The sequence below is a fragment of the Gemmatimonadaceae bacterium genome (genome assembly GCA_019637355.1).
In the GTDB taxonomy this organism is placed as follows: Bacteria; Gemmatimonadota; Gemmatimonadetes; order Gemmatimonadales; family Gemmatimonadaceae; genus Pseudogemmatithrix.
This window is the reverse complement of record JAHBVT010000001.1, coordinates 3,001,958-3,028,291: the sequence shown is the minus strand read 5'-3', so window position 1 is coordinate 3,028,291 and position 26,334 is coordinate 3,001,958. Positions and strand designations below refer to the sequence as shown.

Sequence of the window (26,334 nt, the reverse complement as noted above, 5' to 3'; positions counted from 1 at the left end):
GCCGCGCCTCTCCCGCCTTGGTCCCGCCCGTGTCCCAGCCTGACGCCTCCCTGCAGTCCCTGGCCATCAATACCGTCCGCACCCTGTCGATGGATGCGGTACAAGCCGCTGAGTCGGGACATCCCGGCACGCCGATGGCGCTCGCTCCGCTCACGTATGCGCTCTACACGCGGCACGTGCGCCACAACCCCGCCGATCCGCACTGGCCTGACCGCGATCGCGTGATCCTCTCCGCCGGCCACGCGTCGATGCTGCTCTACTCGACGCTGTATCTCTCCGGCTACGACCTTTCGCTCGACGAGATCAAGAACTTCCGCCAGTGGGGCTCGAAGACGCCCGGCCATCCGGAGTTCGGACACACCGCGGGCATCGAGACCACCACCGGCCCGCTCGGCCAGGGTGTCGGCAACGCCGTGGGTTTCGCCGTCGCCGAAGCGCATCTCGCCGCGACGTTCAATCGCGACGGCCACGGCGTCATCGATCACTACACCTGGTTCATCGCCGGCGACGGCTGCCTGCAGGAAGGCATCTCGCACGAGGCCGCCTCCTTCGCCGGCCACCAGAAGCTCGGCAAGCTCATCGGCTTCTTCGACGACAACCGCATCACCATCGACGGCCGTACCGACCTCTCCTGCAGCGACGACGTTGAGAAGCGCTTCGAGGCCTACGGTTGGCAGGTGCTGCACATCAGCGACGTCAACGACCAATCGCAGATCGACGCCGCCATCGCCGAGGCCAAGCGCGACACCGCGCGCCCGACGCTAGTCGTCACGCGCACCATCATCGGCTACGGCTCACCCAATCGCGCCGACACCGCCAAGGCCCACGGCGAGCCGCTCGGCAAGGACGAGATCAAGCTCACCAAGGCGGCCTATGGCTGGCCGAGCGACGAGCCGTTCCACGTGCCGACGGCGGCGCTTGAGCATTGGCGTCTCGCCAAGGAACGCGGCGTCAATATGCAGGCCGAGTGGATGCGGAGGTTTGCGGAGTATGCCAAGGCGTTCCCGAGCGAGGCGAAGGAGCTGGGGCGTCGCTGGCACGGCGACCTGCCCTCGGGTTGGGAGAAGTCGCTGCCCGAGTTCACCAGCGAGAACGGCAACGTCGCCAGCCGCGCGGCCAGCGGCAGCGTGATCAACGCGATCGGCCCTGCGGTGCCGGAGCTCATCGGTGGTTCCGCCGACCTCACGGGCTCGAACCTCACCAACGTCAAGAACGGCGGCATCTACAGCGCGACGCAGCGCAGCGGCCGGAACTTCCACTTCGGCATCCGCGAGCACGCGATGGGCGCCGTGATGAACGGGATGGCGCTGCACGGCGGCATCATCCCCTACGGCGGCACCTTCCTCGTGTTCGCCGACTATATGCGCCCGGCGATCCGTCTCGCAGCGTTGATGCGTCAGCAGGTGATCTACGTGTTCACCCACGACTCCATCGGCCTCGGCGAGGACGGTCCGACGCACCAGCCGGTGGAGCACCTCAGCGCGCTGCGTTGCATTCCCAACCTGCTCGTGCTGCGGCCCGGCGACGCGCAGGAGACCGCCGAAGCCTGGCGCACCGCGCTCAAGCATCGCACCGGACCGTCGGCCATCGTGCTCACGCGCCAGAAGCTGCCGCTCGTCGATCGCAGCACGCACGCGGCGGCGAGCGGGTTGGCGAAAGGCGCGTACGTGCTCAAGGATGCACCGGAGGGTGCGACGCTCAAGGCCGTGATCATCGCGACCGGTTCGGAAGTCGAGGTCGCGCTCAAGGCGCAGGCCGAACTCGCGGCGAAGGGCGTGGCGACGCGCGTGGTGTCGATGCCGTCGATGGAGCTGTTCGCGCAGCAGCCGGCGGAGTATCAGTCCAGCGTGCTGCCGACGGGCGTGAAGCGTGTGGCGGTCGAGGCTGCGCATCCGATGAGCTGGCACCGTTGGGTCGGAGTGGACGGCACGATTGTCGGCATCGATGGCTTCGGCGCGTCGGCGCCGGCACCGCGGTTGTTCGAGGAGTACGGGATCACCGCGCAGGCGGTGGTCGCGGCCGTGTCGGGGCGCGCGTAGTACGGCGCGCGTCTTCCCCGCACCGTGACCTTCGCGACGCGATGGACCGCGCGAGCCCCCGGGCTCGCGCTCGTCGCGCTCGTCGCCATCGCCGCCAGCCTGGTCGGTGCGTGGGAAGTCCGCGCACTCGGACGGATGTGGGTGGACCCGCTCGTTCTCGCCATCCTCCTCGGAATGCTTGCCCGCGGCGCAACCGGACCGCGCGACGCCCTCGAGCCCGGCATCGACTTCGCCGCCAAGGATGTGCTTGAGGTCGCCGTCGTCCTCCTCGGCGCTTCCGTCAACCTCGCGCTGCTCCGCAGCGCCGGCGCGCCACTCGCGCTCGGCCTCGTCGCATTCGTCGCGCTCGCGCTCGCCGGCGGCATTGCCATCGGACGCGCTTTCGGCCTCTCGCCCTCGCTCAGCACGCTCATCGCCGCCGGCAACGCCATCTGCGGCAACTCGGCGATCGCCGCTGTCGCGCCGAGCATCGGCGCGCGCCGCGAGGACACCGCGTCGGCCGTGGCCTTCACTGCACTGCTCGGTGTGGTCGCCGTCGTTACGCTGCCTCTGCTGATCCGGCCACTCGGCCTGAGCCACGAGCAGTTCGGTGTGCTCGCCGGCGCCACGGTCTACGCCGTACCGCAGGTGCTCGCGGCCGCGTATCCCGTCAGCAACGTGGCCGGCGAGATGGCGACGCTCGTCAAGCTCACGCGCGTCCTGCTGCTTGGCCCGATGGTCCTCTTGATCGCCGCGTGGTGGCGCCGCAGTCACGCCGATGCGGCCGGGCTCAAGGCACCCCGCGTCGGCCTGCCGTGGTTCATCATCGGCTTTGCGGTCCTGGCCTTGCTTCGCGCTACCGGCCTCCTCTCGGTCGCCAACGCCGAGCTCGCGTCGGACGCCGCGCATCGGCTTACGCTCGCGGCGATGGCCGGGCTCGGGCTCAGTGTGGATGTCCGTGACGTGCGGCGCGTCGGGGGTCGCGCGGCGTTTGCCGCGTCAGTTGGCCTGTTGCTGCTCGTGGTGCTTGGATTCGCGCTCACGCAACTGCTCTGATTCAGCGCGCGATGAGGGCGGGTCCGCGACAGCGGACCCGCCCTCACACCAGCAGCGCACGTCCACTCAGCACCTCAGCATAGTCCGATGATGCAGGCCACGGAGTCGATGAAGCCCTTGACGGTGCTCGCGACGCCTGCCAGGAACTGTAGCACGGTGTCGGCTGCGTATCCCGCGTCTCTCAGCGCTTGACTGACCCAGTTTACGACGTCGTTGTCGTTGACCGCCGTCGCGACGCTAAGCAGGTACCGCCCCGTCTCGTCCACGGTGTACTGCACCTGCTGCATCAGCTTGGCGATGCTCAGGTCGGACATCTCGTAGACCACGTTCATCGCACGACCGACGGCCTCGACGTCGTTCTGCAGTTCCTTGAGAACGGACATTGCCTGTACGGCCGCAAGCGAGAACGCATCGCGCAGCAGCTCCGCCTGCTCCACGGGCGTGAAGCCAGAGACCTGAAGTGCGCGTCCGAACTCGAGCGGCGTCATCCCCGCCCCGTTGATGGACGGAAGCGCCTGCACAATCTCGCTGCCGGAGTATCCCGCCTCGGCCAGAGTGCTGGTCGTTTGGCTCAGCGCGCTTTGCACCGACATCCCCTGCCCCATCCAGTACTGGTTGATCGTCGGCGCAATGTCGGCGGTGGCGACCTCGAAGTCATTCCTGAGCGTGGAAACCGTGGCCGACACCGAGCCCAGCTTCCACTGCAGCAGCCAGAAGCGCAGCGAGCTGTTCTGCGCCTGCGCGAGCGCCACCGTCTGCGCGGTGCTCAGGCCGAACGTCAGGACGTGCCCGCCGATGACTTTGGAGGGCAGCCCGGCCTCCTGCAGCACGGTGATGAGGTGCTGCGGCGTATTGATGTTGTAGAGTACGCGCAGCGCCGGCACCCAGGCGGCATCACTGAGGGTTCCGGCAGCGACGGCGGCCATCTCGATCGGCGAGGTGATGCCATACGCATCGCGCACGTTCTGTATCTGTGCCTGCTCGCCGACGCCGCCAAATCCGTGGACCCGAGCCAGGCGGAGCGCTTCGCGTGGGCCAATCGTATAGATGTCTTTGAGCGCGCGGAGGATCTGCGCGTGCGGGAAGTTGGCCGTCATCAGCGCGGTGCCCACGGTCTGCACTGGCATATTGAACGCGATCACGAGCACGGCACCGGCATTCTCCGCCGACATCCCTGCCGCGATGGCGAGCTGCATACAGCCGCGTCCTGCGATTGGGCCGCTGCCTCCCGGCGCCGGATCGCCATCGAGGCCGAAATCTTTGCAGACGGCGGCGAGCACCGTGCGCGGATCGGGTGCCCCGTTCGCTACACGAATCACCTGAAACGCATTGGCCGCCGAGAGTGCGTGTGTCACGCGCAGCCACTCGGAAACGGCCAGCAGGGTGTGGCCGCTGGCGAGTCGCTGCGCGACCTGCGGACTAAGCTGGTTGGCGACGGTCACGCGCACGTGGGCCGACGCGGAGGCAATGCCGTCGGTGATTGTGTACGGGATCGACTCGAGGTGATGCGTGTTGCCCGCGGGCGTATAGCGAATCGTGCCTTCCACCAGGCTGGCGCTGCCGCCGGCATTGGGCGTGCCCACCGACGAGATCCAGATGGAGTCGCCGTCCGCGTCCGTATCGTTGGCAATCGCATTGATCACAGCCTGCGACGAGAAGAGCGCGACAGTGACGTACTCGTCGTTGGCCACCGGCGCGACGTTCGCCATCGTGACGGTCACCGTGCTCACGGCAGAGGCGAAGCCGTCGCTGACCTGGTACTGGAACGTCTCGACGCCGATGAATCCAGTCTTTGGCGTATAGCGGATCTGACCATCGACGACGCTCAGGCTGCCGCCATGGTTCGGTGCGGCAAGGCCGGCGTGGAACTCGACAATGTGCAGCGCATCGCCGTCCGCGTCGCTGTCGTTGGCCATCACGTCGAGCAGTACGCTACGGTTGGGTCGCAGCGAGTACGCGTCTGGCTTCGCGACCGGCGCGGTGTTGTTGCGCGAGATGACGATCTGCGCCGTCACCCGCGCTTCGCCGTCGGTAATGACGTACGTCAGGAGGAATGACTGGCTCTCGGAGACGGCGGTGAAGCGGATCTTGCCGTCCTCGATTGCCGCAGTCGCGATGTGCCCGGGAAGCTGCGAGACCGAAACGATCCGCAATGTGTCACCGTCCACGTCGTCATCATTGGCGAGTACATCAATGAGGAAGCTCGAGGCACCGGTCGCCAGGACGGTGTCCGGCCGAGCGGTGGGCGCATCGTTCACCGGGGTGATGGTCAATGCGACCGCTGCCGCGGCGGTGAGCGAGTCGTCCGTCACGGAGAAGGTGAATGCGTCCGTGCCGAAGTAGTTGGCATTGGGCGTGTAGCGCACGGCCTGGGTACAGGTGACCGGCGTGGTGTCGTCGCATTCGGTGTCGTTCACGAGTTCGATGCTGCCGTGCGCGGGCACGTTGACGGTGAACTCCAACGCGTCGTCGTCCGCATCGGTGGCCGAGAGCAGCAGCAGCACGGACTCGTCCTCAGCCAGCGTGAGCGCGTGTCCCGCGGTCACGGGCCCGATGTTCTGCGGGACGGTCGGCGGCGGGGGCGGCGGGGGCTCCTGTGCCGTGCGGGCCCGCACCGTGACGGTCGCCTGGCCCGTGCCGTGCGCCCGCGTGCGTGCGGTGATGATGGCACTGCCCTTCGCAACGGCGGTCACGTTGCCGCGACGATCCACGCGAGCGACGCGCGGGTTGGAGCTCTCCCAACGTGCCATCGCCTTGAGGGCCGTCTTCCCCGGGCCACGCTGGATACGCTCCACGTCCAACTGGGCGCGATCGCCCACCTTGAGCGCAAGGTCGGACGGCGTGAGGAGGAGCGGCGCGGTCCGGTTCGGCGGTCCCTTGCCTGCTGGCGGTCCGCCGCGAGCGTCGGCGGTGGCGTCGCCGTGGGACGCGACGCCAAGGGGGCCGCTGCTGTCGCTGCAGGCAGCGAACAGCGGCAGAAGCACGGCGACGAGAGCGAAGAACTTGCGCATAGGAGCCAATCCAGTGAGAGGTTGATGGGAGGATAGGCCTACCGTGCGTTGCGCAAATCGGGGCGGGTCCCGATGGGCGTATGGGGGCTTCCCCCTATAGCTCCGCCTCGCATAGCCGCCGGCGACGGCGTCGCGTACCTTCCACGCACAATGCTCCGCTTCTCGCGCGCCGCGCTGCTCGCCATCGTCCTCGTGAGCAGCCCCCTGGGCGCGCAGGGCGTCAGCGTCGCGCGTGGATGGACGCTGCAGCAGTGGACGATTGACGACGGGCTGCCACAGAGCACCGTCAACGCCATCCATCAGGGACGCGACGGGTTCCTCTGGCTTGCGACCAACGGCGGACTGGCGCGCTTCGACGGCATACAGTTTGAGACGTTCTCGCGCGCGGAACATCCGGGGCTAGGCTCGGAGCGCCTGTTGTCGATCGCCGGCGGGTCCGGCGGCGATCTCTGGATCGGCTCGGAGCACGGACTGATTCGCCGCAGCGCGCACGGCTTCACGACGTGGCGCGCGGTGGATGGACTCCCTTCAGATCTGGTCAACGCGGTGTTCGTGGATTCCGCGAACGTCGTGTGGGCCGGTACACAGCTCGGGCTCGTGCAACTCGTCGGAGATTCGCTCCGCACCTACGGCACGCCGGACGGGCTCAGGTCCGCTGCCGTCTCCGGCGTCGTCGCAGACGGACAGGACGGCATCTGGGTGAACATGTTCTGGGCGGGGAGTGTCGCGCGACGCGGCAATGCGTTCGACGTCGCGACCTCCGACGCGCACTGGGCGCGCGACATCGGTGACTTCCTGATCCGCGATTCGCAGGGACGTCGCTGGCATCGCTCGCGCAGTGGCAGGGGGATGTGGCGCGAGATCGACGACCGCTTCCTGCTGGTTGAGCCCGCGCTGCGGCCGCCCGGGTGGTTCGTCTCGGGGATGGTCAACGCCCCGGACGGCGCGTTGTGGTACGCTACCTTCCCGCGCGGCGAAGTCTGGCGCGTGAGCCCGGAGGCGCTGCGCGAGGGCGCAGGCGCGGAGCGTATCGCCGTGCTGGCGGATCGCGTGCAGACGCTGGCCTTCGATCGCGAAGGGAATCTGTGGATGGGCAGCGAAGTCCGCGGCCTGTTTCGCCTGCGCGCACAGTTCGTGCGCACCCTGACAGCGGCCGACGGCCTGCGGGGTGCCTCGATGGCCGCACTCATTCCCGACCGCCAGCGCGCCGAGATGATTGTGGGCGGCAACTGCGGCGGACTGCATCGCGTGCGCAGCGGCAGCAGCACCACCGTCACCGCAGTCACCGTGGCGGCCATCGGGACTCCCTCGCCCTGCGTTTGGGCGCTCGCGCACGATTCCACGGGAAGTCTCTGGATCGGCTTGCACGGCGGTGGCCTACACGAAGTGCGCGCGGACCGCTCGCTCCGCCAGTTCCGGATGGCCGACGGCCTCCCGGCCGACGAAGTCTTCGCGCTGCTTGCCGCGCGCGATGGACGGCTGTGGGTCGGCACCAGCCGCGGTCTCGCGGTACTGCACAACGGCCAGCTCGCGCGCTGGCACGCCGGCGATGTGGCCGCAACGCGCAGCATCCGCGCACTCGTCGAGGACACGGACGGGACGGTGTGGGTGGGCTCCGTGAGCGGACTCGGCCGCATTCGCGGCGACTCTACGCGCTGGTGGACCGCCGCCGACGGCCTCAGCCACGACTACGTACGGGCCATCGTGCGAGATGATACGGGCGCACTCTGGCTCGGCACCTATGGTGGCGGGCTCTCCCGGTTTGACGGGACGACCTTTACGACCGTGAATGCCGCGCGCGGGCTGCCAGATGACTTTCTCTCGTCCATCGTGCCAGACGGTGCCGGCAACTTCTGGATGAGTTCGAATCACGGAATCTTCCGTGCGGGCGTCGCGGATCTTGAGGCCGTCGCGCATGGCCGTCGTCCGCGGCTCAGCGCCACGCTCTACGACCGCGCCGACGGGATGCTGAACGCCGAGGCCAACGGCGGATTCCAGCCCTCCGGCGTTCGCCACGGCGACGGCACCCTGTGGTTTGCCACCATCGAGGGCGTCGCCGTGATCGACCCGACGCGCGTTGTCGAGGTGGCCGCCGCTCCCCAAACGTGGATCCTCCGTGCGACGGCGGACGGCGTGCCGCTCGACGTCAGCACGCGCCTCGTCGTGCCGCCGGGAACGCGACAGTTGGAGATCCACTACACCGCTCCGACGTTCACGGCGCCGGACAAGACCCGCTTTCGATATCGGCTCGAGGGCTTCGACCCCGACTGGGTGGACGTGGGTGCGCGACGCGTCGCGTACTACACGGCGCCGCCGGCCGGCGAGCACCGGTTCCTCGTCGGCGCAGCAAATCGCGGGGGCGACTGGACCACGACACCGACTACTCTGGCCGTGAACGTGGTGCCCTTCGTCTGGCAGCGCTGGTGGTTCACACCATTGCTCAGCCTGCTCGTGTTGCTCTTGGCCGTGCAGCTGGTGCGGCGACGCTTCGCGCTTCTCGCCCGCGAGCGCGCACAGCGCGAGGCCTTTGCGCGCGAGCTGTTGGATCGACAGGAAAGCGAACGCAAGCGCATCGCCGGTGAGCTGCACGACGGCTTGAGCCAGGAACTGCTCGTGGTCACGAATCGCTCCACGCTGGCACTGCGCGCCGACAGCGTGCCGGACGACGCGCGGCACCACCTGGAGCTGATCGGTGGCGCCGCCCAAGGCGCGCTGGAGAGTGTCCGCAGCCTCGCGCGGGCCCTCCGGCCGCACCAAATCGATCGCCTCGGGCTGACCCAGGCAATCGAATCCCAACTCCTGCAGGCAACGGAGGCGGCAGGGCTGACGCTCGACCTCACGCTCGCGTCCATGGACGAGCGATTTGACGACGATGCACGCATTCACGTGTTCCGGATCGTCCAAGAGGTCGTGAACAACGTGATCAAGCACGCGCAGGCGACTACACTCTGGGTGGAGGCAACCGTGATGGGCTCCGAGGTGATGCTCCGACTGCGCGACGACGGACGCGGATTCTCGCCCAGCGGCGCCGAGGGCTTCGGAATGACCGGCATCGCCGAACGCGTGCGCTTGCTGGGCGGCACCTGGCAGGTGACCTCTGCACCCGGCGAGGGCTGTGAGTACCGCTTCGTGTTGCCGACGCTCACGCGGACTGCACTGTGAGCGCCCGCAGCGTTCTGCTCGCCGATGATCATCCGCTGTTTCGCCGCGGGCTCGTGGATGCCATTCGCTCGGACGGCAGCTTCACGATTGTCGCCGAGGCCAACGACGGCGAGCAAGCGTTCGCGTTGATCGAGCGCCACAAGCCGCGCGTGGCGTTGCTGGACGTGGATATGCCGAAGAAGAATGGGCTCGACGTGCTCGCCGCGGTCGTCGGCGCCGCGCTCCCCACGGCCTGCGTGATGCTCACCGGCCACGATGACGGCGACATCGTGCGGCGCGCGCTTTCGCTCGGCGCCAAGGGATTTATGCTCAAGGATGCCGCCGTGCCCGACATCATCACCTGTCTCACCCTGGTGGCTGAAGGGCGCTCCTACGTCGCGCCGACGCTCGCGGGGCACTTGGTCGCGGCGGACGGCGCACGACTCGGGAGCGTGAGCGGCAACTTGGACGCGCTGAGTCCCGCCGAGCGCCGCGTCCTGCGACTCGTGGCGCTGGAGCACACCACCGAGCAGATCGGGAAGGAGTTGGGAATCAGCCCCAAGACCGTGGAGCATCACCGCTCGCACATCATCAGCAAGCTCGGGCTCAAAGGCTCCAATGCACTGCTCCGCTATGCCGTGGAGCATCGCGCGCGGTTGCGCTGAGCGGGTCGCGCGCCGCTTGGCAAGATGAGCCTCCCCGCGGCATAGGGGGCACCCCCTATGCACCCCCCGGGACCGCACCCGATGTGTGCGTCCGGCGGCCCGCGCATCGTTCGCGTATGAGCTTCGCGTCCTCCCCCAATCGGCCCACCGTGATGATCGTCGACGACAGCGCCAGTATGCGCGCGTTGATTGCATCGTTGGTCGCGGGCATCGCCGGCGAGATCATCGAATGTGACGACGGCAGCGTCGCGATCCGGCAGTTCCGCGAGCGCCGCCCCGACCTGGTGCTGATGGACATCGGGATGCGCGGTACCGATGGGCTGACGGCGACTCGTGCCATCCGACTTAACGACGCATCGGCGCAGATCGTAATCGTGACCGACTACGCCGGCGACCCGCTGCGACGCGCTGCCCGCGATGCGGGGGCAATCGGGTTCTTCCAGAAGGACCAGTTGGCTGAGCTGCCGGGGTGGCTGGTGGCATTTACGACGGGGTTCCCAGCGTCGTGACCTCGCGTCACGTAGAGTACCCGTAGACCGCGTTTGCCATCCCGGCGCACCGGGGCCACATTCTCCCCCCGCGCCCGATCCCGCTCTCCGGAGATCCTCGCTTGACCTCACGTCGTGAGTTCCTCGCCTCCACCGGCCTCGCCGCCAGCGCCGTCGCGCTCGCGTCCCGACGCCTCGAGGCCGCTGAATCGGGCTCGCCGATTCTCACCGCCACCACCGAGCCGGACCCGCAGGTCCGCGTCCTGTTGATGGAGGCGCTCAACGCCGCCAGGCTCGCGGGCGCTTCCTGGGCCGACGTGCGCGTCCAGCGCCAACGCCGCCAGAACTTGGGCACCCGCGAACAGCAGGTCACCAACGTGCTCGATACGGACACCATCGGCTGCGGCGTGCGCGTGCTGGTGGACGGTACTTGGGGTTTCGCCGCCACGCGGGCGCTGACCACCGACGGCGTCGCGCGCGCCGCGCGGCAGGCCGTGGCGCTCGCCCGCGCCAACCGCGTGGCACGCGATCGCGAAGTCCGCCTCGCCGCCGCACCCACGCATCCCAACGCCACGTGGAAGTCGAGCTACACGATCGACCCGTGGTCCGTGCCCGTCGAGGAGAAAGTCGCGCTGCTCTTCCAGGCCAATGCAGCCGCGCAGCGCGTGAGCAACATCCGCTTCGTCAACTCCAACCTCTCCTTCGTCAAGGAAGAGCGCAGCTACGCCAACACCGAAGGCTCGGTCATCAGCCAGGACGTCGTGCGCAGCTGGGTCACGATGTCCGTCACCGCCATCAGCGACGACCGCACACAGGTCGCCACGCGCGGGCCGGAAGTCGTGCAGCCGATGGGGCGCGGCTGGGAGTACGTGCTCGACGCCGACATCGTCAACAACGCCACCGTCTGGGCGGAGCAGGCGCGCGAGAAGCTCAGCGCCAAGTCTGTCGAAGTCGGGCGCTGGGATCTCATCCTGCATCCGTCGCAACTCTTCCTCACGATCCACGAGAGCATCGGGCACCCCACAGAGCTTGACCGCGCGATGGGCTACGAGGCCAACTACGCCGGCACCAGCTTCATCGCCCCGCCCGACGACGTGCTCGGCAAGCTCAAGCTCGGCCCCGAACACCTCACCATCCGCGGCGACCGCTCCGAGGCCGGCGCGCTGGCCACCATCGGCTATGACGACGACGGCGTGCAGCCGGATGAGTTCGACATCGTCAAGAACGGCGTCTTCTGGGACTACCAGACCACGCGCGAGCAGGCCGAGTGGCTGCGGCCGTGGTACGAGAAGAACGGGATGCCGGTGCGCTCGCACGGTTGCGCCTACGCGCAGAGTTGGAGCGATGTCGCCTTCCAGCGGATGCCCAACGTCAGCATCGTGCCTGACCAGCGCGTGGACCGCAGCTGGGACGACCTCATCGCCGCCACCGACAAGGGCATCGCAATGATCGGCCGCGCGTCGTACTCGATCGACCAGCAGCGCTACAACGCGCAGTTCGGCGCGCAGATCTGCTATGAGGTGCGCGGCGGTAAGATCGTCGGCCAGCTCAAGGACGTCGCCTACGTGATGCGCACACCCGAGTTCTGGAACTCCATCGACCTCATCGGCGGTAAGTCGTCCTACGAACTCGGCGGCACCTTCAACGACGGCAAGGGCCAGCCCGGCCAGGCCAACGCCGTCTCGCACGGCTGCCCGCCCTGCCGCTTCAAGGACATCAACGTGATCAACACGGGGGTGACGCTGTGAGCGCCAATCCCTTTGCCGGCGCGCCCAAGCGCCTCATCGCCCGGCGCGAGGCCGAACGCTTCGGCGTGCTCGACGAGGCCGTGGTCCTCACGCGCGCCGAATGCGAGGATGTCGTCCAGCGCGCGCTGCGCGCCTCCAGGGCCGACGCCTGCCGCGTCAGCGTCAACAGCAGCTACGACACCAACGTCCGTTTCGCCGACAACCAGATGTCCACCTCGGGCGTCACCGACAACGCGACGCTGAGCATCACGTCGTTCGTCGGCAAGCGTAGCGCCACGGTGCTCACCAACGACCTCTCGCCGCGCGGGCTCGAGCAGGCAGTCGCGCAGTCAGAAGCCCTGGCGCGGCTTGCGCCGGAGGATCCGGAATCCCTGCCGGAGCTCGGACCGCAGCAGTACACGGCGATCCCGGCGTGGTTCGACAGCACGGCGCAGCTCTCCGCCGAGGACCGCGCGCGCGCGGCGCTCACCGCGCTCGAGCTCTCGCGCCGGGCCAATGACCTGCAGGTCGCCGGCTTCATCGAGTGCGGCGCCAGCGTGCGGGCCATCGGCAACAGCGCCGGCCTCTTCGCTTTCCACCGCAGTACCGGCGCCAACTACACGCTCACCGTGCGCACCACCGATGGCACGGGGTCGTCGTGGACCGGCGCCGACGAGAACGACTGGAGCAAAATCGATTTCCGCGCGATGGCCACGCGTACGGTGGAGCGCGCACGCGCCTCACGCGAACCGCGCGCGGTGGAGCCGGGCCGCTACACGGTGATCTTCGAGCCGCAGGCCTCGGCGGACCTGCTCGGCGCCGTGCGCGGGACGCTCGGCGCGCGTGCCGCTGAGGAAGGACGTTCGGCGATGTCGCGACCCGGCGGCGGCACCAAGCTGGGCGAGCGCATCTTCGACTCACGCGTCACCTTGGTCAGCGATCCGGCCGACCCGCAGGTGCTCGGCGCGCCCTTCGACAACGACGGCCTGCCGCTGGGCCGCGAAGTGTGGGTGGAGAACGGGACGCTGAAGCAGCTCTCGTACGACCGTGTGTGGGCGCAGCGCCGCGGCGTGCGCCCCACCGGTGGGGGCGGAGGCTTCGGCGGCGGGGGCGGCGGCTTCAAGATGCTTGGCGGCGACTCTTCTATAGATGCGATGATCCGCAGCACCGAGCGCGGCATCGTCGTCACGCGGCTGTGGTACCTGCGGGCCGTGGACCAGCGCACCTTGGTGTACACGGGACTCACCCGCGACGGCACGTTCTTGGTGGAGAACGGACGCATCACGCGGTCGATCAAGAACTTCCGGTTCAACGATTCGCCGCTGCTCGTGCTCAACAAGGTGGATGCGCTGGGCCCGTCGGTACGCACCGGCAGCGGCGCCGTGTTCCCTGCCCTGCGCGCGCGGGACTTTGCGTTCACCTCGCTCTCGGACGCGGTGTAATGCGTTTTCCTTGGGCGCGCTGGGATGATGCGCGCCTGATGCAGCTGCGGCTGCGCGACCTGGGTGTCACGCTCGAAGGCACCTGGGTCGGCGCCTGTGTCGACGAGCTGCACGGCGAACTCGAGGACCGCGGGCTGCGCCTCAAGCCGCACGTGTGGGTCAGCGACGAGTGGTTCTCGCCCGGTGGTGTGTCGGGCTTCGCGGTGCCCTTCTACCTGCTGCACCCGCGGTTGATGCGGCTGGAGCGCACGCAGCTGATCGAGGTGGAGGGCGGCTCGCACCACGAGTGTATGAAGATCCTGCGCCACGAGTGCGGGCACGCCATCCAGCACGGCTACCAGCTCCAGCGGCGGCGCGAGTGGCAGCGGCTCTTCGGGAAATCGAGCACCAAGTACCCCGAAGCCTACCGGCCGAACCCCGCCAGCAAGAAGTACGTGCAGCACCTGCGCCGCTGGTATGCCCAGAGCCATCCCGACGAGGATTTCGCCGAGACCTTCGCCGTGTGGCTCAAGCCGCGCAGCGATTGGCGGCGCCGCTACGCCGGCTGGCCGGCGCTGCACAAGCTCGAATACGTCGATCGCCTGATGCAGGAACTCGCCGGCGTCGTCCCCTCGCACCGCAATCGCAGCGTCGTCGACCCGCTGCGCAGCATCAAGACCACGCTGTTCGAGCACTACACCTACCGTCGCGCGATATATTCGGTCGAGTATCCCAAGACCTACGACGACGACCTGCTCCGCTTGTTCTCCAACGCTCCGCGACATCGCCACCGTCCCACGGCGGCGGCCTTCCTCCGCCGGCACCGCGCCGACATCCGCCGCATCGTGTCCCGCTGGACGGGTGAATACGAGTTCTCGCTCAACCAGGTGCTGACCGATATGATCGGCCGCTGCCGCGAGCTCAAGCTCCGCGTCGTCGGCTCCGAACGGCAGCTGCTCACCGACTTTATGGTCCTGCTCACCGCCCGCACGATGAGCTTCCTCGTCGGGCAGGGCCGCCGCGACTGGATCGCCGTATGAGGAAGCTGCGCATCCTCGTGCTCACGCACCCGGACCTCGCGCCGCCGGAGGTGATCAGTTCGCTGACGCCCAAGGAGGCCTACGAGCGCAAGACGGAGATCGACGTGATCGGCACGCTGCGTCGGCTCGGCCACGACGTCCACGTGCTCGGCGTGCAGTGGGAACTGCGCCCCATCCGCGAAGCCGTGGACGTACTCCAGCCCGACATCGTCTTCAACCTGCTCGAAGAGTTCCACGGCGAGACCACCAACGACCACAACGTCGTCGGGTTCCTCGAGCTGATGAAGGTGCCCTACACCGGCTGCAATCCGCGCGGCTTGATGCTCTCGCGCGGCAAGGCGCTGTCCAAGAAGCTGCTGCACTATCATCGCATCCGGGTACCGGACTTCGCGGTGTTCCCGATCGGCCGCAAGGTGCGTCGCCCGCGGCACCTGAGCTTCCCGCTCATCGTCAAGTCACTCATCGAGCACTCGTCCACCGGCATCTCGCAGGCCTCCATCGTGGACTCCGACGAGAAGCTGGCCGAGCGCGTGCGCTTCGTGCACGAGCGCGTGGGCACCGATGCCATCGCCGAGCAGTTCATCGACGGCCGCGAGCTCTACGTGAGCGTGCTGGGCAACGATCGCCTGCGTGCCTTCACGCCCTGGGAGCTGCACGCCGAGAAGGGCGACCCGGACGAACCGCTCATCGCCACGGCCAAGGCCAAGCACGACCCCGACTACCAGACCAAGAAGGGCATCGTCATCCGCGCCGCCCAGGAGCTGCATCCGGCGGTCGAGGAGCGCCTGCTGCACGACAGCAAGCGCATCTACCGGATTCTCGAGCTGACAGGGTACGCGCGCATCGACTTCCGGCTCGACGCCGATGACCGGCTGTACTTCCTCGAGGCCAATCCGAACCCGGACATCGCCGAGCACGAGGAGTTCGCGGCCGCCGCCAACTTCGACGACGTGCCCTACCCCAAGCTGCTCGAACGCATCATTCGTCTTGGGCTCCGCGACGCCGAGTGAGACGGCCCGGGCGACCGTGACGCACTGCGACCGGAACGCGTCCAGCGTTCACTAGGCGTTCCCCGTAATTCTTCAATAATGCGCATTCACCACCTGCTGCGATCCTTCGCGCCGGCTGTCCTCGGCGTTGCCCTTGTCGCCTCCCTGCTGCCCGCCCAGGCGGGGAGTGGTTCACGGGCCGAGCCCGCCGGCGAGCCGCGGCTCCGCGTCTTCCTCGACTGCCCGACCGGTGGCTGCGACCGGAACTACCTGATTACGACCCTGCCGTTCGTGCTGTTCACGCAGGATCGGCTCGATGCCGACATCCACGCGCTGATCACCGGACTCGGCACCGCGGCCGGCGGGACGGAGTACACGTTGGCGCTGATCGGTCGTGGTCCCTTCGCGGCCCGCGTGGACACGCTGCGCGCCACGGTGCTGCCCAACTCGACTGACGATATGCGCCGCCGCGAAGTGGCGCGGGCGCTGCAGGTCGGGCTGTTCCCGTATGCGGTGCGCGTCAGCGGCGCCGCGCCGTTCTCGGTGCGCTACGAGCCGCCTGAGGGCGCGCGTTCAAACGGCCCGTCTGTCATCCGCGATCCCTGGGACTTCTGGGTCTACCGCGCCCGCGTCAACGGCAGCGGCAGCGCCGAGAGCCTCAATTCCTCGTACCAGGTCAACGGCAACGTCTCGGCGACGCGCGTCACCGAGGAGCTGAAGCTCACGGCCTCGGCCAACGAGGACTATCGCGCCAACACGTTCACGCTCTCCGACGGCAGCAAGCGCACCTACATCCTGCGGTCCCGCGACCTCAGCGCGCGCGTCGTGCGCAGCGTGAGCGAGCATTGGTCCGTCGGCACGCGCGTCACCGGTGGGCGTTCGGACTTCCGCAACCAGGATGCGCACGCCGGCCTCGATGTCTCGGCGGAGTTCAATTATTTCCCGTGGCGTGATGCGACCTCGCGGCAACTCATCGCGGCACTGGCGCTGGGCGGGCGCTACTTCGATTACCGCGAAGAAACGGTCTTCGAAGAATTGGAAGAGCTGCGGCCCGTGGCCCGCGCCATCCTCGCCGGCGAGTCGCGGCAGCAGTGGGGCACGCTGGACGCCACGCTGCGCTACACGCACTTCCTGCACGATGCCGCGCGGTACAACGTGAGTTTCAACGGACGGGCGCAGTTCCGGCTCTCGCGCGGGCTGGCGCTGGAGATCCGCGGCGATGCCGCCAAGGTCAATGACCAGCTCTACCTGCCGCGCGGCGGCGCCAGCGACGAAGAGGTCCTGACGCGCCAACGCGCCCTCGCCACGGCATTTCGCGTGGGGGGCGCGGTGGGGCTGAGCTTCACCTTCGGCTCCATCTACAACAGCATCGTCAATCCGCGGCTCGACGAGCTCGGCACCTGAGTCCAGTGCCGGCGGCGGTGGCGGTCAGTCGCTGACCGCCATCGCGAAGGTGATGACGTTGCCGCCCGGCTCGCGGACGCAGATCTCGTCCATTCCATAGAAGGTCTTGCGGCGCGGGAACACCACCGGGGCATCGCCGATCGCTTCGATGGTCGCGTCGAGGTCCATCACTTCCAGGAACAGGAAGGTCCCGCCGCCCGGCGCGTCGGCCAGCGCCGGGATGTCCGCCGCCACGCTCTCCCGCGTCTGGTACATCACCTCGAGCCCGCTCTTCTCGAGGATCACGAAGCCGAGGCGGCCACCGTGCGGCACGTCGGCCATCTTCTCGAAGCCCAGCGCATCCCAGAAGGGGAGGCAGGGTTCGATCGCATCCACGAGCAGCACCGGCGAGATGCGCTTGAGCCAGTTCGCCATCGTCAGTTCCCCGGACGCCCGGCGGCGTGACGCGTCCGGATTCGTTCCAGTCCCGCGCGGATCTCCTCGGCGCTCACCCACCGGCCGCGCACCAGTACGCCGGCTCGGCGCGTGAGGTGCGCGAGGTCCTGCGTCGGGTCAGCGTCGAGCAGCACGAGGTCCGCCCACTGCCCCACGGCCACCGTCCCGAAGCTGCCGTCCTGCTTGAGGCTCTCGCGCACATAGCGCCCCACGTTGCGCGTGCCGCTCTCGAGCACCTGCTGCGGCGTCAGGCCCGACGCGACGGCCACCTGCAACTCACGATGCAGGGCATAGCCGGGTACGTTGAACATCTGCGGCGAGTCGGTGCCCATCAGCAGCGGCGCCCCCGCGTCCGCCAGCGCCTTCAGCATCTGGCGCCGTAGCGCGAGATAGCGCGCGCGCCGCTCCGGCGTCATCCGCTGGTTCTCGTCCGCCAGCGCGCGGCCGCGCTTCTGGTTCATCCACGCGTTCACCTGCTGCTGCGAGACGTACTGCATCTCCGGCAACGCGCCGAGCTCCTCCGGGGTGCGGTCGTTGTAGAAGTTCTCCCAGAGGTACATCGTCGGCACGTTCCACACATTCCGTTCGCGCGCCATCTGCGCGAGCGCCGGAAAGCGCGCCGGGTCCACGGCATCGATGATCTCGCCCAGTTGGTTGCCGGGCGCGTACACCGACGAGTCGCGCACCGCGGCCTCGAGATAGCCGTCCACGTGGTCGATCGTCGCGATGCCCGTGCGCATCGCGTGCACGATGCCGACGTCGAACGGGATGTGCCCGCCGAAGGTGAGGCCCTGCGCGCGCATCTCCGCCACGGACGCGTCCCAGGTGGCGCGGCTCACGCCCGGGTGGATCTTCACCAGGTCGTAGCCCGTCATCTTCGCCTGGCGCACCAGCGCGACGCCCGCCTCCGGCGTCGGCGCACTGTTGCCGTTCAGTGACGGCGCGGCCGGGAAGAACTGCGGGCCGAGCATCGCCCCGCTGGCCAACTGCGCCTTGAGGTCAATCTGGTACGGCGCGCCCAGCATCCCGCGGATCGTCGTGATGCCGTTGGCGACGTACAGGAACATGATCTCCGCGAGCTGCTCGCTCGTGGGATTGCCCGGCGGCACGTGCGCGTGCATCTCGGCCAGGCCGGGCATCAGGAACTTGCCGCGGCCGTCGATGCGCGTCACGCCGCTGGGCACGGGCGTCGAGGCGCTGGGTCCCACCGCGGCGATGCGGCCGTCGCGCACGATCACCGTGTGGTCGGCGAGACGGCGGTCGCCCTCCATCGTCAGGACCGTGACGTTGGTGATCGCCACCGGCGCCGCCGGACGCGCCGGCGCCTGGGCCAGCGCGAGACTCGGAAGCGCGAGCAGCGCCAGGGCGGCGCGGCAGGCGAAGCTGCGAATGGGCATTGGCGGTCTCCTGCTACGGGGCGGCGCGCGGCGGAAGGATGGGGGCGCGCGCATCGGTCGGCATTAACTTACGCCCTGATGACGCCCTCCGTTCACCCTGCCCCACCCCGCGACGGACTGCTGGGACTCAGCTGGCGCCAGCTCGTTGCGCTCATCGCGCTCGGTAACGCCTTCGTCGCCACCTATCTCCATCTCTGGAAGATCGGCAAGGCCGGTCAACTGGCCTGCGGGGGGAGCGGCGGCTGCGCCGTGGTCCAGTACAGCCCCTGGAGCTATTTCTTCGGCGTGGACGTCGCCTTCATCGGCGCGGTCGGGTACGTCGTGCTATTCCTCGTGGCGCTCGTCGGCAGCCTCGAGCGCTTCCGTGATCTGCGCGGCGTGGCCTTCGCGCAGATGGCGCTGGTCTACCCCGCGGTGCTGTTCACCCTGCGCCTGAAGTGGGCGGAGTTCTACAAGCTCCGCACCTTCTGCCCCTGGTGCGCGATCTCGGCTGTCTCCATCACCTTGCTGGCCGTCATTGTCTGGATGGAATGGCGGCGCGTCAGGGATATCCCGCCCCGCTGACGGCGAGGGCGGAACGCAAACAGCGGGGAGCCGGCACCTACCGGCTCCCCGCTGTCGTATCTTCCAGAGTGGCCAGAGTCGGAATCGAACCGACGACACGCGGATTTTCAGTCCGCTGCTCTACCAACTGAGCTATCTGGCCGCAAGCAACGAAAGCTAGCCACTCCCCCCGCTCGACTCAAGCCGATGCAACCCTCGTCGGCCCGCCTGCGTCTTACCCCCTACCGGGGCGGCTCCCGCCCCACCTTCCCCTTGTCTCGTCGCCGAATGTCTCGATTCGCTGCCGTCGCTGCGGTCGCCCTGCTCCTCCTGCCCGCGCTCCCGCTACCGGCCACGGGCCAGCAGCGATCCCCCGAGCCGATGTCTCCGGCCGCCCTGCGCGGCCGCCTCGAAGCCTACGCCGCCGACTCGATGCGCGGCCGTCTCACCGGCACCGAAGATCACCGCCGGGCCACCCGCTACATCGCCGAAGAACTGCGGCGGCTCGGACTGCAGCCTGCCGGCGACAGCGGCAGCTTCCTGCAGCGGGTGCCGCTCGTGACGACGGTCCTCGACACTTCCAGCGCCACCGTGACCGCCGCAGGCACCGCACTGCGGCCGTACCGCGACTACCTGCCGCGCAACCAGGGGTCGCGTGCGCGCACCTTTGATGGCGTCCCGGTGGTCTTCGCCGGCATCTGGGGCAGCGAGACACTGCTCCGTGGCGCCGACGTGCAGGGCAAGGTCGTCCTCGTCGCGACGCCGCTCGACAATCCGTCGGTCGTGAAGGTCCAAATCCAGAATCGCTTTGCGTCTGCGGCCGCCATCGTCATCGCCAACTTCGAGCTGATGGAACCGGCCCTGCGCGAGGCGCTGGCCGCAGGGCAGGTGCAGCCGGACGGGCCGCCACCGCCGACGCCCGAGTTGCCCGCCTACCTCCACATCTCGCGCGCGACTGCCGCCGCGGTCCTCGGCCTGAGCGACCTCGCCGCAGCGCGGCCCGGACAGGAAGGCACGCCGCTCCGCGGGAGCATCCGCTTCCGCCAGCAGGCCGTTGAGTCGTACAACGTCGTCGCCATCCTGCCTGGCCGCGACGCGGCGCTGCGCAACGAGTACGTCGCCATCGGCGCGCACAGCGATCACGTCGGCACCGGCGCGCGCGTGGATCACGATTCGCTGCGTGCCTTCCACCTCGAGCTCCGGCGCAAGCAGCTGGCCAACGGCGGGCGCGTGACGCCTGACGTCTACACCTCCGTGCGCGTGAATATGGATTCGATCCGCCGCGTGCATCCGGTGGCGCGGATGGATTCGATCTTCAACGGCGCCGACGACGACGGCTCCGGCGCGATGGGCGTGCTGGAGGTCGCGCGCGCGATGGCCGCCGACCGCAACCGACCGCGGCGTTCGGTGCTCTTCGTGTGGCACACCGGCGAGGAGCTCGGCCTCTTTGGCGCCGAACACTTCACCGATTTCCCCACGGTTCCCCGCGAGGCCATCGTCGCGCAGGTCAACCTGGATATGGTCGGTCGCGGCGGCGCGGGCGAGGAGACCGATGGCGGACCGAACTACATCCAGCTGATCGGTTCCCGGCGGCTCTCGACGCAGCTCGGCGATCTCGTCGAGCAGGTCAGCACGGAACGCGGCTATCGCTGGGCCTTCGACTACCAGTACGACGCCACCGGACACCCCGAGCAGTTCTACTGCCGCTCCGACCACTATATGTACGCCCGTTACGGCATTCCGGTCGTGTTTATGACCACCGGCGGCCACGCCGACTACCATCAGGTCACCGACGAAGTGCAGTACATTGATTTCGACAAGCTGTCGAAGGTGACGCGCTTCGCACACGATGTCGTGCGCGCCGTCGCCGACCGCAGCGAACGCCTCGTCGTCGACAAGCCCCGCCCCGATCCTCGCGGCAACTGCGTCCAGTGATCGCCACCTTCCGTCTTCCGTCCTCCGTCCCTATGCGATTCCGCACCCTCGTGGTGGCACTTGCCCTGAGCGCGCCCCTCCAGGCCCAGGGCCCCCTGCGCGTCCCCGTCAGCGTGGACACGCTCCCCAACGGGCTCACCCTCATCGTCCACGAGGACCACAGCGTCCCCGTCGTCACCACCAACGTGTGGTACCACGTCGGCTCGGGCGACGAGAAAGTCGGACGCACCGGCTTCGCGCACCTCTTTGAGCACCTGATGTTTATGGGCTCCAAGAACGCGCCGTATCCGCAGTTCGACCGCCTGCTCGAGGCGGCGGGTGCCAACAACAACGGTTCCACCAACCCTGACCGCACCAACTACTACGAGTCGGGCCCCGTCTCCTCGCTGCCGCTGATGCTCTGGCTCGAGGCCGACCGCCTCGGCTGGATGCTCGAGACGATGGACGAGCCCAAGGTGGACCTGCAGCGCGACGTCGTGAAGAACGAACGCCGGCAGAGCTATGAGAACCAGCCCTACGGAATGGCCTACGAGAACCTCGTCGCCGCCATCTATCCCCAAGGCCACCCGTACTCCTGGAGCACCATCGGGTCGATGGCCGACCTCTCGGCCGCCTCGCTCGAGGACGTGAAGGACTTCTTCCGCACCTACTACACGCCCAACAACGCGACCATCGTCGTCGCCGGTGCGGTGAAGACGGACTCGGTGCGCGCGCTGGTGCGCCAGATGTTCGGCGAGATTCCGCGCGGCCCGGCCATCGAGCGCCCCAAGCCGGCGCCATTCACGATCCGCGACACCACCATCGTCCTCGAAGACCGCGTACAGTTGCCGCGCGTCTACCTCGCGTGGCACGGTGTGGCTGAGTACTCGACCGACGACGCCGCGCTCGATATCGCCTCGTACATCCTGTCCGGCGCGCGCAACTCACGGCTCACGCAGGCGCTGGTCTTTGAGCGCGAGCTGGCCACGGGCGTCAGTGCGTTCAATTCGTCGAAGCGCCTCGACGGCGACTTCCAGGTCGTCGCGACGGCGCGTCCGGGCCACGGCCTCGACACGCTGGTGCGCGTCATCGACGCCGAGCTGCGCCGCCTCGCCTCGCAGCCGCCGACGGCGCGCGAGCTCGAGCAGGCCAAGAACGCGATCGAGGCCCAGTTCCTCAACAGCCTCGAGTTCGTGAGCGCCAAGGCCGATCGCCTCAACTCGTACTACTACGCGACCGGCACGCCGGATTACTTCCAGCGCGATCTCGATCGCTACCGCGCCGTCACCGCCGCCGACGTGCAACGCGTCGTGCGCCAGTATCTCCTCACCGGCCGGGTCACGCTGTCTGTCGTGCCGCAGGGCCGGACCGCACTTGCCGCCACCCCGAGGGTCACCCAGTGAGCCGCGCCCGCATCCTTCCCCTCGCGACGGCGGTCGCGCTCGTCGCGCTCGTCGCGGCGCCGCTGGCCGCACAGCAACCGGCCTTCGATCGTACGCGTGCGCCCAGCCTCGGCGCGGCGCCCGCACTCACGGTTCCGGCCGTGCGCAGCAGCCGGCTCGACAACGGCGCCGCGCTGCGCGTCGTCGAGCAGCGTGAGCTGCCGCTCGTGCACATCACGCTGCAGTTCGCCGGCGGCGGCCGACTCGACAACGACACGCCCGGCCTTGCCTCCTTCGCCGCGCTGATGATCCGCGAGGGCGCCGGCACCCGCGACGCCAATGCCCTGCAGGCCGAGCTCGCCTTTCTCGGCGCCACGCTCAACTCCGGCGCCGACTGGGACAACACCACCGTCACGCTGCGCGTCGCGCGCCGCAACCTCGAAGCCGCGCTCGACCTGATGGCCGATGTCGTCCTGCGGCCGACCTTCCGAGAGGCGGACGTGCGCCGCCAGCGCGACCTGCGCCTGGCCAGCCTGCTGCAGCAGCAGGACCAGCCGCGCACGCTCGCGACGATGGCCTTCAACCAGGCGCTCTTCCCCGCCGGGCATCCGTATCGCCGCAGCCTCGGCGGCGATTCGCTCGCGACGACCAAGCTCGACTCCGCCACCGTGCGCGCCTTCCACGACGGCGCCTACCGTGCCGCCCGCGCGACGTTCACCGTGGTCGGTGACGTCGGCGAAGCCGAAGTCCGCACACTGCTCTCGCGCCGCTTCGGCACTTGGGCGGCGCGCGGCGCCGAGCGGCGTCCCGCGCCGGTGCTGGCCACGCCGGTACGCAGCGCCGAGCGGCGCGTCATCCTCGTGGACAAACCGGGTGCCGCGCAGTCGGTCATCATCATCGGCGCGCCCGGACTCGAGCGCACCACGCCCGACTACGCCGCCATCCAGGTGATGAACACCATTCTCGGCGGCTCTTTCTCCTCGCGCCTGATGAGCAACCTGCGCGAGACCAAGGGCTACACCTACGGCGCCAGCTCGGGCTTCGAGTGGCGCCCGTTGCCCGGGGCCTTCCGCGCAAGCTCCGACGTGCGCACGAACGTCACCGACAGCTCGCTGGTGGAGTTCTTCAAGGAGATCGCCGCCATCCGCGACACGCCGGTCGACGCCGACGAGCTCGACCGCGCCAAGGCCTACATCGCCCTTGGCTTGCCGGGCGACCTCGAGTCCACGGCGCAGATCGCGGGGCAGATCACCGCGCTTTCGCTGTTCAACCTGCCGCTGACCTGGCTCGAGGAGTATGACCGCGCCGTGCGCGCCGTGACCGCGGCCGACGTGCAGCGCGTCGCCCGCCGCGTCGTGCCGCAGGACGCCGCGACGATCGTCGTGGTCGGCGACCTTTCCCTCGTGCGGGCCGGCATCGAGGCGCTGAACCTCGGACCGGTCAGCGTCGTCACGGTCGAGGAGCTCACGCGCCCGTGAGTGACCGCGCTCGGCTGCGCATCGCCTTCCAGGGCGAGCTTGGATCGTTCTCCGACGAGGCGATCCAGCAGCTCTATGGCGGCGATGTGCAGCGCCTGCCGTATCGCGACTTCGCCGACGTCACTGCGTCGGTGGCATCGGGGGTCGCCGATCGCGCCGTGTTGCCCATCGAGAACACGATGGCCGGCTCCATCGCCGGGGCGCACGATGCGATCTCGGCGATGCCCGGCCTGCACGTCGTGGGCGAGACCGTCGTCGCCGTGCACCACTGCCTGCTCGGCCCCAAGGACACGCGCTTCGAGAACATCACCAGCGTCCTCTGCCATCCGGTGGCGCTGGCCCAGTGCCAGATCTTCTTCGCCGAACATCCGCAGCTCGAGGTGCATCCGTCGTACGACACCGCCGGCGCGGCGATGGACGTCGCCAAGGTCGCGGATCCCGCATTCGCGGCCGTCGCCAGCCGGCGGGCTGCGTTGCACTACGACTTGAAGGTGCTCGCCGCCGACATCGAGGACCGCCCGGACAATCAGACGCGCTTCCTCGCCGTCTCGCGCTCACCGATGGCGTTGCCCGACGGCACGCCCGCACGCTCGATGGTCCTCGTGACCACCGGTGACGCACCGGGATCCCTGCTGGCCGTGCTGACGCCGCTCGCACGCCACGGCGTGAGCATCCGCCGCCTGGAGTCTCGCCCCACGGGCGAACCCTGGAGCTACCGCTTCTTCATCGAGTTCGACCACTTGGTCGGCGACGCGCCCGCGGAATCGGTGCTGGCGGAGATCTCGGAGCACAGCGCCACCGCCCGGCATCTCGGAACCTTCCCGCGCTGGGGCGCCGGGCGCCGCGGCAGCATCGGCTGGAGCTCCGGCGCCGTCTCGCCGATCTGACCGGCGCGCTCAGCGCGCCTTGCGGTACTCGGCGCTGATGATGCTCTTGAGGCCGCCGCGCACGTTGAAGTCGCCCACGACCTTCATCGACCGCGGCTGTGCCGCCGCCACGAGGTCGTCGAGGATACGATTCACCACGCGCTCATAGAAGATGCCATCGTTGCGGAAGCTCCAGAGATACAGCTTCAGGCTCTTGAGCTCGAGGCAGACGACATCCGGCACGTAGGTGATGTTGATCGTCGCGAAGTCCGGCGCGCCTCCCTTGAGCAGGGCCAGCTCCGCCGCGTCGGATTCCACGCCACCCAACGGGCACAGCGACGTGAACTCCGGCGTCGTCATAAAGATCTCGTAGTCCCGATCGGCGTACGGATTCGGGAAGGTCTCGAGCAGTTCGGGCTGTGGCATCGCAGTTAGGAGTCGCGCAGGCGGCGCGAGTGGTCGTCGAGTACGCGGCGTTCCTCGGCGCTGAGTCCGTCGAGGCCGTGCGTGGAGATCTTGTCGAGAATGGCGTCGAGCGTGGGCGCCGCGGCCGGCTCACCGGCCGGGCGCGACGCGGGCCGCGGCTGCGGCGCCGGGCGCCGCGTGGACTGCGCGTTGCTGCGCGCCACTACGTCGTCGATGCCCTCGCGTTGCGCACGCGAACGCGGCAGGGTCTTGGGCACGGCGCGCGGCGGTTGGTCTTCGGGCGGTTCGTCCGGCATCGCCGAGACGCCGTCGCGAAAGCGTTCCACCATCAGCACGCTCGTCGCGCGCGTGAACACCCAGGCCGCGCCGAGGCCACCGAGGTGCGCGAGGAAGGCCGCGCCGCCCCCGATGGGCTCCTGCAATCCGGCCAGCAGCACGACCGCCGCCACGAACGCCGCCGCCCAGCGCACGCGCATCGTGAAGCCACCGGCCAGCACTTGCTCCTCCGTGCCCCAGCGCAGCGCGTGCGCCCCAAGCACGCCGAGCGCAATGCTCGCGGCACCCAGCAGCGGCGCGCCGCCCCCGACGAACAGGTGCACCATCCAGCCGCCCAGCGCCGCAAGGACGGCGAAGCCCACGAAGCGCCGCGGACCCCAGAGCCGTTCGAGCCGCGGGCCGAAGACCAGCAGCGCGTAGCAGGCCACGAAGAGCATCGTCGCGCTCGGCTGCACCAGCGGGTAGGTCGCCACCGACCACCAGCGCCCCGCGTCGAGATCGCCGCGGTGGAACGCGAAGCTCTCGATCAGCACTTCCGGCTGCAGCACCGTCCAGCGCAGGAAGTGCACGCCCACCAACGCGCACACCAACCCCAGCACCGCCGAGGGAATCAGCGGCGCTGGCGCGGCAGGACGCGGCGGGACGGTCGTCACGGCG

At 68.8% G+C, this 26,334-nt stretch carries 20 protein-coding genes and 1 tRNA gene; 15 read left to right on the top strand and 6 right to left on the bottom strand.

What is annotated here, in order from left to right; all coding sequences use genetic code 11:
- Window positions 1-29: 29 nt before the first annotated feature.
- Both tkt and KF689_13845 read left to right on the top strand, forming a co-directional pair.
- A complete protein-coding gene (gene tkt / locus KF689_13850; GenBank protein ID MBX3134460.1) occupies window positions 30-2,039 on the top strand; it encodes a transketolase in 2,010 nt (669 codons plus the stop codon).
- Window positions 2,040-2,063: 24 nt separating this feature from the next.
- Window positions 2,064-3,074, top strand: coding sequence for a putative sulfate exporter family transporter (locus tag KF689_13845; GenBank protein ID MBX3134459.1), 1,011 nt, complete (start codon window positions 2,064-2,066; stop codon window positions 3,072-3,074).
- A gap of 74 nt (window positions 3,075-3,148) precedes the next feature.
- Here KF689_13845 and KF689_13840 read toward each other — a convergent pair whose 3' ends face one another.
- The gene (locus KF689_13840) at window positions 3,149-6,085 is read right to left on the bottom strand and encodes a tandem-95 repeat protein (GenBank protein ID MBX3134458.1); all 2,937 of its coding nucleotides are present in this window, start codon (window positions 6,083-6,085) and stop codon (window positions 3,149-3,151) included.
- Window positions 6,086-6,235: 150 nt separating this feature from the next.
- On the opposite strand from KF689_13840, the gene KF689_13835 reads away from it, so the two are divergent.
- From KF689_13835 to KF689_13800, 8 genes are all read left to right on the top strand, one after another.
- Window positions 6,236-9,247: a hypothetical protein gene (locus tag KF689_13835; GenBank protein ID MBX3134457.1), complete on the top strand. Its 3,012-nt coding sequence runs from the start codon at window positions 6,236-6,238 to the stop codon at window positions 9,245-9,247.
- A complete protein-coding gene (locus KF689_13830; GenBank protein ID MBX3134456.1) occupies window positions 9,244-9,891 on the top strand; it encodes a response regulator transcription factor in 648 nt (215 codons plus the stop codon). The genes KF689_13835 and KF689_13830 overlap by 4 nt, the downstream gene beginning before the upstream one ends.
- 116 nt (window positions 9,892-10,007) lie before the next feature.
- Window positions 10,008-10,400 carry a response regulator transcription factor gene (locus KF689_13825; protein ID MBX3134455.1) on the top strand — a complete coding sequence of 131 codons (393 nt, stop codon included), beginning with the start codon at window positions 10,008-10,010 and terminating at the stop codon, window positions 10,398-10,400.
- A 248-nt stretch (window positions 10,401-10,648) separates the two neighbouring features.
- The gene (locus KF689_13820; protein MBX3134454.1) at window positions 10,649-12,127 is read left to right on the top strand and encodes a TldD/PmbA family protein; all 1,479 of its coding nucleotides are present in this window, start codon (window positions 10,649-10,651) and stop codon (window positions 12,125-12,127) included.
- The gene (locus KF689_13815) at window positions 12,124-13,548 is read left to right on the top strand and encodes a TldD/PmbA family protein (GenBank protein ID MBX3134453.1); all 1,425 of its coding nucleotides are present in this window, start codon (window positions 12,124-12,126) and stop codon (window positions 13,546-13,548) included. Before KF689_13820 ends, KF689_13815 begins: the two co-directional genes overlap by 4 nt.
- Window positions 13,548-14,567 (top strand): putative zinc-binding metallopeptidase, encoded by a 1,020-nt coding sequence (locus tag KF689_13810; protein ID MBX3134452.1) that lies wholly within the window; start codon window positions 13,548-13,550, stop codon window positions 14,565-14,567. The genes KF689_13815 and KF689_13810 overlap by 1 nt, the downstream gene beginning before the upstream one ends.
- The gene (locus KF689_13805; GenBank protein ID MBX3134451.1) at window positions 14,564-15,577 is read left to right on the top strand and encodes a hypothetical protein; all 1,014 of its coding nucleotides are present in this window, start codon (window positions 14,564-14,566) and stop codon (window positions 15,575-15,577) included. Before KF689_13810 ends, KF689_13805 begins: the two co-directional genes overlap by 4 nt.
- Window positions 15,578-15,655: 78 nt before the next feature.
- Window positions 15,656-16,960: a hypothetical protein gene (locus tag KF689_13800; protein MBX3134450.1), complete on the top strand. Its 1,305-nt coding sequence runs from the start codon at window positions 15,656-15,658 to the stop codon at window positions 16,958-16,960.
- Between the two features lie 24 nt (window positions 16,961-16,984).
- Here the strand turns inward: KF689_13800 and KF689_13795 are convergent, their stop codons facing one another.
- On the bottom strand, window positions 16,985-17,374 hold the full coding sequence (locus tag KF689_13795; protein ID MBX3134449.1) for a hypothetical protein: 390 nt from the start codon (window positions 17,372-17,374) through the stop codon (window positions 16,985-16,987).
- A 2-nt stretch (window positions 17,375-17,376) separates the two neighbouring features.
- On the bottom strand, window positions 17,377-18,792 hold the full coding sequence (locus KF689_13790; GenBank protein MBX3134448.1) for an amidohydrolase family protein: 1,416 nt from the start codon (window positions 18,790-18,792) through the stop codon (window positions 17,377-17,379).
- 78 nt (window positions 18,793-18,870) lie between these two features.
- On the opposite strand from KF689_13790, the gene KF689_13785 reads away from it, so the two are divergent.
- Entirely contained in the window at window positions 18,871-19,356 is a 486-nt protein-coding gene (locus KF689_13785) for a vitamin K epoxide reductase family protein (GenBank protein ID MBX3134447.1), read from the top strand.
- Window positions 19,357-19,425: 69 nt separating this feature from the next.
- Here the strand turns inward: KF689_13785 and KF689_13780 are convergent.
- Window positions 19,426-19,498, bottom strand: a tRNA-Phe gene (locus KF689_13780).
- Window positions 19,499-19,623: 125 nt separating this feature from the next.
- Between KF689_13780 and KF689_13775 the strand changes: the two genes are divergently transcribed.
- The 4 genes from KF689_13775 to KF689_13760 are packed head-to-tail and all read left to right on the top strand — an operon-like array spanning window position 19,624 to window position 24,996.
- Window positions 19,624-21,270, top strand: coding sequence for a M28 family peptidase (locus tag KF689_13775; GenBank protein MBX3134446.1), 1,647 nt, complete (start codon window positions 19,624-19,626; stop codon window positions 21,268-21,270).
- Window positions 21,271-21,302: 32 nt separating this feature from the next.
- Entirely contained in the window at window positions 21,303-22,652 is a 1,350-nt protein-coding gene (locus tag KF689_13770; protein ID MBX3134445.1) for an insulinase family protein, read from the top strand.
- Entirely contained in the window at window positions 22,649-24,109 is a 1,461-nt protein-coding gene (locus KF689_13765; protein MBX3134444.1) for an insulinase family protein, read from the top strand. The genes KF689_13770 and KF689_13765 overlap by 4 nt, the downstream gene beginning before the upstream one ends.
- On the top strand, window positions 24,106-24,996 hold the full coding sequence (locus tag KF689_13760; protein ID MBX3134443.1) for an ACT domain-containing protein: 891 nt from the start codon (window positions 24,106-24,108) through the stop codon (window positions 24,994-24,996). Before KF689_13765 ends, KF689_13760 begins: the two co-directional genes overlap by 4 nt.
- A gap of 9 nt (window positions 24,997-25,005) precedes the next feature.
- On the opposite strand, the gene queF is transcribed toward KF689_13760, so the two are convergent.
- The gene (gene queF / locus KF689_13755) at window positions 25,006-25,401 is read right to left on the bottom strand and encodes a preQ(1) synthase (protein MBX3134442.1); all 396 of its coding nucleotides are present in this window, start codon (window positions 25,399-25,401) and stop codon (window positions 25,006-25,008) included.
- A 5-nt stretch (window positions 25,402-25,406) separates the two neighbouring features.
- Window positions 25,407-26,330, bottom strand: a complete 924-nt coding sequence (locus KF689_13750) for a rhomboid family intramembrane serine protease (GenBank protein ID MBX3134441.1) — start codon at window positions 26,328-26,330, stop codon at window positions 25,407-25,409.
- Window positions 26,331-26,334: the final 4 nt, after the last annotated feature.